12 protein-coding genes are annotated in these 10738 nt (G+C 48.7%); all 12 read right to left on the bottom strand.

The genetic code is table 11. The features are described from left to right. Positions 1–18 precede the first annotated feature (18 nt). The 12 genes from ACFQRK_RS07725 to hutH all read right to left on the bottom strand — a co-directional run bounded on the left by ACFQRK_RS07725 (position 19) and on the right by hutH (position 10466). On the bottom strand, positions 19–1014 hold the full coding sequence (locus tag ACFQRK_RS07725; protein WP_379005264.1) for a BtrH N-terminal domain-containing protein: 996 nt from the start codon (positions 1012–1014) through the stop codon (positions 19–21). 8 nt (positions 1015–1022) lie between these two features. After that, positions 1023–1424, bottom strand: a complete 402-nt coding sequence (locus ACFQRK_RS07720; RefSeq protein WP_379005262.1) for a helix-turn-helix domain-containing protein — start codon at positions 1422–1424, stop codon at positions 1023–1025. A gap of 301 nt (positions 1425–1725) precedes the next feature. Further along, positions 1726–2190 (bottom strand): hypothetical protein, encoded by a 465-nt coding sequence (locus ACFQRK_RS07715; protein WP_379005260.1) that lies wholly within the window; start codon positions 2188–2190, stop codon positions 1726–1728. Beyond that, positions 2183–2620, bottom strand: coding sequence for a 3-hydroxyacyl-ACP dehydratase (locus ACFQRK_RS07710; protein WP_379005258.1), 438 nt, complete (start codon positions 2618–2620; stop codon positions 2183–2185). Before ACFQRK_RS07710 ends, ACFQRK_RS07715 begins: the two co-directional genes overlap by 8 nt. A 4-nt stretch (positions 2621–2624) precedes the next feature. Beyond that, positions 2625–3761: a beta-ketoacyl-ACP synthase III gene (locus tag ACFQRK_RS07705; RefSeq protein ID WP_379005256.1), complete on the bottom strand. Its 1137-nt coding sequence runs from the start codon at positions 3759–3761 to the stop codon at positions 2625–2627. Further along, on the bottom strand, positions 3761–4690 hold the full coding sequence (locus tag ACFQRK_RS07700; protein WP_379005254.1) for a hypothetical protein: 930 nt from the start codon (positions 4688–4690) through the stop codon (positions 3761–3763). The genes ACFQRK_RS07705 and ACFQRK_RS07700 overlap by 1 nt, the downstream gene beginning before the upstream one ends. 1 nt (position 4691) lies before the next feature. Next, positions 4692–5558, bottom strand: a complete 867-nt coding sequence (locus ACFQRK_RS07695; protein ID WP_379005252.1) for a hypothetical protein — start codon at positions 5556–5558, stop codon at positions 4692–4694. Positions 5559–5567: 9 nt separating this feature from the next. Then, complete coding sequence (locus ACFQRK_RS07690) at positions 5568–5819, bottom strand: phosphopantetheine-binding protein (protein WP_379005250.1); 252 nt, start codon at positions 5817–5819, stop codon at positions 5568–5570. Between the two features lie 16 nt (positions 5820–5835). Then, positions 5836–7053: a beta-ketoacyl-[acyl-carrier-protein] synthase family protein gene (locus tag ACFQRK_RS07685; protein ID WP_379005248.1), complete on the bottom strand. Its 1218-nt coding sequence runs from the start codon at positions 7051–7053 to the stop codon at positions 5836–5838. Beyond that, positions 7053–7793 carry a 3-oxoacyl-ACP reductase FabG gene (gene fabG / locus ACFQRK_RS07680; protein WP_379005246.1) on the bottom strand — a complete coding sequence of 247 codons (741 nt, stop codon included), beginning with the start codon at positions 7791–7793 and terminating at the stop codon, positions 7053–7055. The genes ACFQRK_RS07685 and fabG overlap by 1 nt, the downstream gene beginning before the upstream one ends. After that, entirely contained in the window at positions 7793–8926 is a 1134-nt protein-coding gene (locus tag ACFQRK_RS07675; RefSeq protein ID WP_379005244.1) for a WG repeat-containing protein, read from the bottom strand. The genes fabG and ACFQRK_RS07675 overlap by 1 nt, the downstream gene beginning before the upstream one ends. A 16-nt stretch (positions 8927–8942) precedes the next feature. Next, positions 8943–10466: a histidine ammonia-lyase gene (gene hutH, locus ACFQRK_RS07670; protein WP_379005242.1), complete on the bottom strand. Its 1524-nt coding sequence runs from the start codon at positions 10464–10466 to the stop codon at positions 8943–8945. Between the last annotated feature and the right edge of the window lie 272 nt (positions 10467–10738).

The following is a 10738-nucleotide window of genomic DNA, read 5'->3' as shown; positions in this document are numbered from 1 at the left end:
AAAGTTGTTGACATGTCGCTAAACATCCTTTTTCAATGTCATAAAGAACTCCCTTTCCCGTTCGGCAAGGCGCAGCAATTGATCGGAGAGTCTTTCATATACATCGCTGCCGGATTTCCGATTTTTATAGATGCGTGAAATGTCCAGCGCAAAATCGCGCCAGGCATCGCCGATGGCGGTCATCTCTTCCGATCGCTGGATTAACGCCGGATTGTTAAGCAAGGTGCCCGCTTCCTGAAGAAAAGCAGCATAAATAAAACGGAATCCACCGCCCCCGGTTCCGATTTCTTCCTGCATCCGGACGAGTTGTCCGAGGTAATGGTTGGTTTTTTTGATGCCGACGGTTTTTGGCCACTTGCGGATGTTGTTAGCCACCCACTTCATGGCACGTACGCCCACGATGGGAACGGGTGCCAGCATGTCGTTGCAGGTTTGACGGATTCCTTTTTTGATAGCTCTTTCTAGGTCATAATTTGTAGGCAACCGCTCCAGGTAGTACAGATGTCCTTTCGGGGGAAGTGCACCCTTCGCAAAACGCACACGCTGGAGTTCCTCTTCGGTCAACCGGGTGGCGTAATCCATAACCGGATCACTGATTAGGTATACGCCGGCCTCCTTGCCGTATACAACCAGGTTGTGCGCGTTAAAATGAAAACGGTATTCATCTGGAAAATAGGTGAGGTGATATACACCGACCTGCAAACCCACCGGAATACCTTGCGCCAGTTTCTCATCCAATACAGCTTTTGCCCTCTCAGGCGATGAAAACCGTTGGTGCTTAACGCCAATATTGAGTCGTTTGGCCAGTCTTCTGAAGATCTTTCCCGGCATCGGCCGGTAGCTGAAACCCGGGGCAAAATTGACTTTGATAAACGGGAGGTAAACAAAGAACAAACCGCTACCGATTCCGAAAGCCATCGGCTCAGAAATGGCAACGCCGCGGTGGTTTAATAAATTCGAAATCACCCCGTTTTCACAATGGGCGGATTGCCGATGTTCAAAATTAATATTCATGTGTTGCCTTAGGAGATGCCTGACGTTAGTTCTTCAATCGTGATGCCGAAGACATCCGCATATTTTTGGAGCGTTTTTTTGTTCAAATTCCGGAAGCGCTTTGGATGGAAATGTCGTTTGACAAACCAGCGATGTATTCCTACGTAGCTGGCCAGTAGTGGAATATCCATTCGGTGAAGTTCCATGAAATAAGCAAGGGGACTGAGCTCTCCAGCGATTACCGCCCGCTTTTTGTCGGCTATACGCTCTTCGATCAGTTCGAGTGACTCGTTGAGGGCCAGCGTCTTGGCCTCCCAACCACGGCTGGGAACAGTCGTGTATCGGCCGTTTTCGTCGACGGCATAACAGAGCTCGTGCACATTTTTCTTGGCTAGGCTCCCTTCATCCTGAGGTACTTCATTTTTTTTCATCCGATTAATTTGCTTTTTAGCGGCGATGAAGCTTGCATAAATTGTTCATATCCTTTTGTTTAAGGTAATTTATGCAGGTTTCATCCGATTAATTGCTTTTTAGCGATGATGAAGCTTGCATAAATTATTTTTCACGTCTTGTATATTTCGGTGGCGGTCAAGAGATCGCTTCGCTTTAGTTCATATCCTTATGGTAATTATGCAGGTTTCATCCGAATATCTTTTTTCCGTAATGGCCTCATGGAACCTTCAGGTTCATCGCCTTTGTGTCAGACGCTGACAGGCAGGTTTCCTATACCCCTCACGAATCCTCCGTTTGCAGGAGCATTTTCATGGAAGCTTGTAAGGCAGTCTCGCCATTTACGGAAATACGGCCCTGGATGTTGCAAATTTTCAAAAAATCCGAGGTAAAAACAAGCTCCGTGTGTGTACAGGTTAGCAATTGGTCGCCAACTTTGGGCAGGCGTAAGACTTCCAGCTCGAGGATCGTGCTAATTACGCCCAGGTTGTCCTTTTCTTTGTTCCAAAGTACTTCGTTTGGCCGGATGAAAAAATAGTTCAGGAAAATAAAGCTGGTCTGAGCAAGGTTTTCCAACATTCCCATCTCCGACAACGTCCCTTCATGGACGAACAGGCAGTCTGACCGGACCCCGAAACCGGTCTCTGTTTTTAAGCCATCTACTGTCACAACCCGATCGACCATGACCATGGGAGGGCGGTGGGGGATGAGCTCTTCAATATCCGGAAATGACGTATGCTTATTCAAGGTCTTTCGCTATGACGGTTCGCATTTCGCCGACGGCGATGATCTGTTCGTGAAGCCTGACCTCTCCGCGGACCAGCGTAACGCCAAACAGGCGTTGCAGGATCTGGAGGCTGGTCTGAAGCTCATCGCCGGCCCGGGGCAATCGGAAGATCTCAAAATCTCGGATAGAGCCGATGTAACCGACAGGAGGAGGCATGCTCCGCAGAAAATAGTCGTATCCCTGGTGCAGGGCAATGGTTTGAGCAAAATGTTCGACAACCCCCGCTTCCGTCAAGACCCCATCCGGGTTTACTAATACATGTTTCTGGGGGATTTCGAAACCGGAAACAATGAAGTCATCTCCGTACGTGATGAGCTTGTCAACCAACACAAAAGGAGGTTGTTGCGGGATCAATTTGCAGATTGCCTCTTGCGACGAAACCAGGCTCATATCATTAGGTTACTTCCAATAGTGCGTAAACATAGGAAAATCTTCCGCTTTCCGGTACCGATAGCAGTATTTTTTCTCCGCGTTGAAGCGTTTTCCCATTGAAGAGTTCTTCCAATTGAATATAGCTGGATGCTGAACCTACGTTGCCGATTTTATGCAGGTTGATGAACCATTTTTCTTCCGGGATATCGATGCCTGCTTTCGCGAAAGCTTCCGACAATCGATCCTTGAAGAAATAGGACGAGATATGCGGGAGGAAATAGTCGATGTCGTTTGTGTTTAGCTGATGCCGGCGCATGACTTCCTGAATGCTTTGTACCCCTTTCGGAATGATGTGTGCTTCGAGAAGCTTGATATCTTGTTTGATTGCAAAGATGGACGTTGAAAGCCACGCATCCGGCGAAGCGTCGCTCCAAGCTACCAACTTTCCGTTGATCTTGGTAGCACCTGCATACATACACGGTTCGAGTTCGTGGGCATACGAGATGCCATCAATCCAATGGATGGCCAGCGAATTGCCTGACGATGCAGGTTCATCGCCCAGCAGCATGGCTGCGGCCCCATCGGAAAGCATCCAACGAAGGAAGTCCTTTTCAAAAGCAATGATGGGGTTTTGCTCGAGGGCTGCAAGCCGTTCGGACTCGTTGATAAATTTGTCTGCGCGTAACCACGAAGAAACCCGTTCAGAACCTGTGCAAACCGCTTGCTTTGCACTTCCGGTAGCAAGTGCCATGTAGGCATATTTAAGGGCATTGATGCCTGAAGTGCAGATACCGGAAGCCGAGTTAAGCTCCATCGGTTTATTTTGCCACAATCCGTGTACCATGCTGGCATGTGACGGAAGCAGTTGATCGGGCGTTGAGGTCCCACATGAAAGGACATCAATCTTCGTTTTATCCGCGCCGGATTGATCCATCAACCGGGCGATGGCTTGTAAGGTCAGTTCCGCGTTGTTGTGCGTAGGTTGCCCGTCCGTTCCAATGGCATAGTAACGCGACGTAATCCGATTATTACGCAATACGATGGAGCGTGCCCGGGACGGAACATCGTTTACTACGCCCAGCACCTGCTCCATGCGATCATTGGACACGGGGTCATTCGGTAAAAACTTCGCGATTGCATTAATGTATACCTTTGGCATTACCGGGGTATTTTTAATTGAACTGATTGATAGTATTTGGTTTCCTTCCTAACCAAAGAAAGGAAGGGCAAATGTAGTATTAAAAATAATAAAGTCACGATAGGGGCAAGTATCCATATCGCAAAAATCAAATAATAGTTAAAGGCTCTGAGCCAGGGTTTGCGTGATCGGGCTTGGGGAAGGCCTTTACTCCGAATAAGCCGCGCCCATTTCGCAAAAAGGGTGTTGGCCCGTTTATCGGTGAATACCAGTACAGGCTTGACCCAGACAGCCCCCTGTTCGATCCATTCCGCTTGCAACGTGGTATAGTCGCTATTTCGAAGATGAGGCAGCAAGGAGATGCCGAACCTGCGGGATTCCCGGATATCCTTGTCCGAAACGCCGGGTTTCGGAAACAGTCCTAAATACGAGTCTTTCCGGCCTTTCATCATCCAATGTACAATCGTGATGACGCTGACGTGATTGAGGTGGCGGTCGACCAATGCAACGTTTCCTACGTGATGTGCACCCAATTCGTGCAATGCCCTTTTGACTTTCTCCTGTGCCATCACCCACATATTACGACAGTTGATAACAGTGATGACCGGTTTGCCGCCCAGCAATGCCTTCGCTTCGGCGCTCTTTAAGAATGAGTTAAATGGAATGGATGGGGAGAGGTACCAAACTTGATAACCCAGAATGATGAGGTCGTAATCTTCAAGAACCCGTGGGTCGATCGGTTCCAATGGACACGGAATCTGCAGGAACGATTCCGGAAACGCATCGAAAAAACGCAGACTGTCCCATGGAAAAGGGTAGTCGGCAACCGGCTGTATCCGATGAAAGGAAAGCATGACCTCCGGATCGGCTGCCAAGGGAGCCAACAAATGGTCCAAAATTTCTTTTTGCTGCCCGGTTTGGGTGTAATATACGACTAAGACTTTTTTCATTTCAAGCCTTCCAAAAATCGTAATAATTAAACCATTGTAAAGGATATTTCGCTAAAATTTGTTCGATGCTTTGGGTAAATGCGTGAAGTAGCGACTGCGCGTCGCGATGACTAAACGTTGCTTTGCGCGCATAAAGGTGATAATGTCTATTCCGCTCGCGCATTACGTATACGAAAAGTACGGGAGTGCTGAGCCTTGAACTGATCAGAAAGGGTCCCGCTGGAAAGCGGGCCGGCCGACCGAAAAGGTCAGCTGTCAATGTTTTACTTCCATTCACGAAGCGATCGCCCGTAAAACAGATCATTTCCTTTTGTTCAATGATCTGATTGATGGCAAAAACATGTGATAAATCCTCTTTAACCACAACGAAACCTGTTCTGGGCTTGGCCATAATGCTGGCGAGGTATGATTTGATAGCCCGTTGTTCTTCATCGGTAGTCACCAGATGGATCTGTTTTTCGAACTCCCCCATAAAATATTGGGATACTTCGAAGTTTCCTACATGGGCGCTGATGAGGATACCGGCGCTGTTGTCTTTGGCTAGCTGCCGGATGTGGTCAATGCCATCAAATTCATACGTGTATTTATGTTCCAGCCCTGCAGTAATCGCGACTTTATCAATGAGCGTCTGCCCAAAGACAAAATAGTTGCGGTAGGTGTTTGCCAGACTGGAAACGATGCTGTTATGGCGTCTATGTCGAAAATATTGGTAAATGGCCTTGGTTTGCCGGGGAGAGAAAATTACGTAATATAGGGAAACGAATACCAGCAGCAGATAGGCCACATTAATCCCTGCGTGCTTTATCAGGAAAATAAATATTCGGTAACCGGAAACCGTTCCCCTCGACTTTCCTTCCCATTCAGCCATTGGATGTGATTAGGCGATGGCATGCAGCTTGCTGCCGATTAAATCATATAGGTCGTTAAATGTATGGACGTCGGTAAAATCCTTGCTTTCCAGTTTAATGCCAAAATTCGATTCGATAATGACAACCAAGTCCACATAGTCCAGGCTATCCAGATCAAGCGATTCCTTCAAATCTGCCTCTGGCTGGATCACCTCAGACTCCACCTCAAACTCATCGATTAAAAACGAATTGGTTATATCAATAATCTCGTCCCTGCTCATGGCTAATGCTGCGCTTTTACAGTTTTTTTACAATTAATGCGGAGTTTGTTCCGCCGAATCCAAAAGAATTCGACAAAAATACATTAAAATTTTGGTTTATCGTATTTTTTACCAAACTCAGATTCTTGGCGGTTTCGTCCACTTCTTCCAGGTTGATATTCGGTGCGATGAACCCATGCTGCGCCATAATCAGCGAATAAATGACTTCGCTGGTTCCCGCCATCCAGCACTCATGGCCGGTCATCGATTTGGTCGAGCTGACATAGGGGTTGGAGCCGAACAACTGCGTTAGCGCGCGGGCTTCGTTGGCATCGCCCATGGGAGTGGACGTGGCGTGGGCGTTAATGTATTCGATGTCTCCCGGAGCGAGACCTGCTTGCCGCAAGGCCATGTCCATCGCTTGTATGGGGCCGTCTACGTTTGGGGTGGAGATGTGGTCGCCGTTCGATGAGAAGCCATAACTCAATACTTCCGCCAGGATGGGAGCGCCACGCCGAACAGCCGATTCGTATTCTTCGAGGACCAAGGTGGCGGCGCCACCGCCCGGTACTAAGCCGTTGCGGTTTCGGTCGAACGGACGGGAGGCTTTGGTTGGTTCATCTTCGCGGTCCGAAAATACCCCCAGACCATCAAAACTAGCCATGGCGTACTTATTCGTTTCCTGTGCGCCTCCGCAAATGACGCAATCCTGCAAACCCTGTTTGATAAATAAATAGGCTAAGCCAATCGCATGGGAGCCGCTGGCACAAGCTGCACTGATGGTCATGTTGATGCCCCGTACGCGATAAATGGTGGAAAGATTCATGGTCACCGATGAATTCATCGACTTGAAAATGGCTCCCGAACCCACCAGCATGGTGTCTTTTTTTTGCCGTACAATATCGATGGATTCCATTACCGCTTGAGACACGCTGTCGTTGCCATAGACCAAACCGATAATTCGTTCGTCAAATAAAGCCTCGTCGATCTTCGCGTTTTGAAGCGCCTCGCGGGTGGCTACGTATGCGTATTCGCTCTCTTCGCCCATACTGATACGTTGTCTGCGGGAAAGCGCCTTAGCCAAGTCAGGCTTCTCGACGAAACCCGTAAGTGCCGACCGGTATCCAAATTCCTTGCGTTCAGGAGAGAAAACAATTCCTGAGCGGCCCACATAGAGCGATTCTTTCACTTCGGCCAGACTTTTGCCCAGTGACGAATAAATACCCATTCCCGTAATAACTACACGCCGTTCCATCACGAATAAATTCCGCCGTTTATATGGATAACCTCTCCGGTAATATAGGAAGCCTTCCGGGATGCGAGGAAGCACACCAGATCAGCCACTTCTTCCGCCTTTCCAAATCGGTTTAAAGGTATGATTTTTTTCAATTCCTTCTCATCCAACGCACTGGTCATGTCGGTTTCGATAAAGCCTGGGGCTACCGCGTTGACGGTAATGTTGCGTTTAGCCACTTCCTGCGCTAACGCTTTGGTGGCACCGATTAGGCCTGCCTTGGCGGCAGAATAATTCGTCTGCCCCGCCGTGCCTTTCGCCCCTGACACCGAAGCTACATTGACGATCCGTCCGTACCGGTGACGCAGCAGATCCTGGATCAAAAACTTGGTGACGTTATAAAACCCGTTTAAGCTGGTCTGCACCACTTGGTTCCAGTCGTCATTTTCCATCCACATAAACAGTCCGTCGCGCGTGATACCCGCGTTGTTGACGATCACTTCGATCAGTGCGTCGGGATGCTGATCCTTCCATGCCGTTAGCTGCGTACAGGTTTCAGACGGATTGCTGACGTCAAAGCGGATAATTTCGGCCTCGCCTCCGTTTGAGGTAATAATTTCCTTGGTTTCTTCGGCCGCCTCGGCGTTGGACTGGTAGTTAATCAACACCGGATAGTTGAGGTCGCGTGCCAGCGCGATACAAATGGCCCGGCCAATGCCGCGCGAACCTCCGGTCACTAATGCATAGTTCCTACGCTCCATCAATTCACTTTTTCGAAAGGCTCTGCGTTATCATACCATTCATTGCCGAGTAGCTGGCCCTTGGTGTCGATAAATCCCCATTTTCCTTCGCGTTTTACCCGAGCCACGCCATCAATGAATCCCTTGTCTTCGCCGCTGGTCAGGAATCCGACGAAGGCCGCGGAGATACTGTATTCGGCGGGTATGACCAATTTTCCGGAGGTATCGATGAACCCCCATTCTTTACCTACTTTCACAGGGGCCAACCCGTCCGAACTGAATATTTCCGCATCGGGATACTCCGGTTGGATCACCAGGTCGCCCTGGGCATTTACATACCCCCATTTCTTGCCTACAGATACCGGTGCCAGACCGTTGCGAAATGCTCTTGCCTTTTCAAACTGGGCCTCAATAACCCATTCTCCCTGTGTGTTGACGAAGCCCATTTTGTCATCTTTCCGTGCGTAGGTCAATGTCTCGCCTTTTAGGAAAGGCCATATTTTCGTCGCATCTTTAACGTGTTTAAAGGAGCCGTCTTGGGTCAGCATGCCAAATGCCGTGCCGTTCCGTGCTACGAATACTCCATTTCCGGAAATGTCGATCTCGTCGTATTCGGGTGTAATCACCATGTCTCCCGTCGAAGATAGGATTCCCCATTTTTCGCCGCGTTTCACTTTGGCAAATCCGTGTTCAAAAGGTTTTATTTCGGTATACAGAGGCTTTACCACCACGTTCCCCTTTGTGTCCATTAGCCCCACCAAATCGCCTTCGCGGATAAAAGCCAATCCATTGCTGTTGAAGTCGTATAGCTTGTCGGAATGAGGCAGCTCTACTAATTGACCGTTTCTGTCGATGTATTGCCATTTATCTTCTTTGGCAACCACGGCGACCCCCCTATGGAAAGCTTTGGCATGGTCAAACTGCGGGTTGATCACGACCTCTCCCGAAGCATTGATGTACCCCCATTTTCCATCGATCCAGACCGCTGCCAAGCCATCGGAAAACGATCCGGCCTTATCGTACTTCGGGTCGATGACCCTATCGCCCTGCTTATCAATATAACCGATTTTTTTGCCTTTCTTGACGAGGGCTAATTCTTGAGCCTGTGCGAGGGAGACGGTTAATCCCAACAAACAGCTAAGGAATGTTTTCATGGCGTAAATTAATGAATTAGTCATGTGTCTTGACATGATCTTTTATGGCAGCCAGATACGGAGACAGTACCATATCCTCTTTAAAGATAGGAACAATCGATCGGATATCGGCATAAACTTTTTTACTTTTTGACGAAAGGAGTGGCTCGCATTCCAGTGCTTCGACGGCCTGCACGAGCGTAAGCAATTGAATCGCGAGCACTTCATACGCGTTGTCGATCACCTTTTTGGTGAGCCAAGCCGAGTTGGTCCCCATGCTGACAATATCCTGATTGTCCTTGTTATTTGGGATGCTATGTGTATAGATCGGGGTTGCGAGCGTTTGGTTTTCCGCCGTGGTGGATGTCGCGGTAAACTGAGCGCCTTGCATACCAAAATTCAATCCCAGCCTTCCCAGGTTGACAAACGATGGCAATATTTCGTTCAGTGAGGAGTTGAGGAGGTAGTTCAGTTGCCGCTCCATCAGCATGGTTAACTTCGCAATGGAAATGCGAAGTTTGTCCATTTCGAATGCGACATAGTCGCCGTGGAAATTGCCGCCGTGGTATACCGATTCCGAAGCCACGTCGATGATGGGGTTGTCGTTTGCCGAGTTTACCTCTTCGATAAGTGTGTCGGTGCAATGTTGCAGCGCGTCCCATATCGGACCTAATATTTGAGGTACGCAGCGGATGGAATAATATTCCTGCAGTTTATCCTTGAAGATGCTCTCTTCGACCTTCCGGCTGTAAAGGTGTTCATGACGTTTGCGGATCAGTCGGCTATCGGCAATGATTTCCCGCATGCATGCCGCAACGCATTGCTGACCGTTGTGTTTTTTCACGCCGTTCAGTGTTTCAGAGAGATGATCGTCGTATGCCCGGACGAGTTCATTCATAAACGCTGAACAGGCGATGGACCAGTTAAGCAGCCGTTTGCCATAGATGGCGTTAACGATACCGATACCCGTCATGACCGAAGTGCCGTTGATAAGGGCAAGTCCCTCGCGTATGTATACTTGCATGGGCTGCAGCCCTTCGTTGGCCAAAGCCACCGCTGCTGGTGTTTGCTTCCCTTGATAAATCACGTTCCCTTCGCCAATCAGATTCAACGCCAAGTGTGCCAGTTGCACCAGGTCGCCGCTTGCACCCACACCTCCATGTTGGTAAATCACCGGACAAATATCACGGTTCAATAGTTCCGTCATCAATTCTATGGTGCTTGGATGTACTCCTGAGTACCCAAGTGACAGGGTGTGGAGCCGAGCCAGCAGCGTAGATTTGACATAAATGGGATCCAATATGTCACCCATTCCGGCCGCGTGGCTTCGGATAAGGTTGTATTGTAACTGGATTTGGTCGCCTTCGTCGATTCGATATTGAGCCATCGGGCCGAAGCCTGTATTGACGCCATAGATGATCTTGTCTTTGGCAAACCGTTTTAAAAAAGTGTGGCTTTGGTTCACTCTATCCGAAACACTTTTAGGCAAACTGATTTTCTGGCCTTCGAATAGCACCCCGAAAAAATCTGCCAACGTGATCGGATTCGTCAGTTCTATCATGTGATTAGCAACGCGTTAAAATTAAGCGGATGCAAACTTAGACAAATTGGTGTTGATATACAATACATGTTTTAGCACGCATTGCCTTTCTTCATACTTTCTCCTGCCTTTCTCCTGACATCTTCTATAAATCGACCATGGTATATTTAAGCCGTACCTATAAAAACCTTAGTCACGCCCTAGATACCGGTTACGCATGGCATAGTAGATGGCCGAACAAGGGCGGGAGAAAGTTGGGCCCCATCCCCTATGCGTCCCGGGCATATCTAGGT

It is taken from the genome of Parapedobacter sp. GCM10030251 (assembly GCF_042666505.1).
Taxonomy (GTDB): domain Bacteria; phylum Bacteroidota; class Bacteroidia; order Sphingobacteriales; family Sphingobacteriaceae; genus Parapedobacter.
This window is presented reverse-complemented; position numbering and strand designations above follow the sequence as displayed.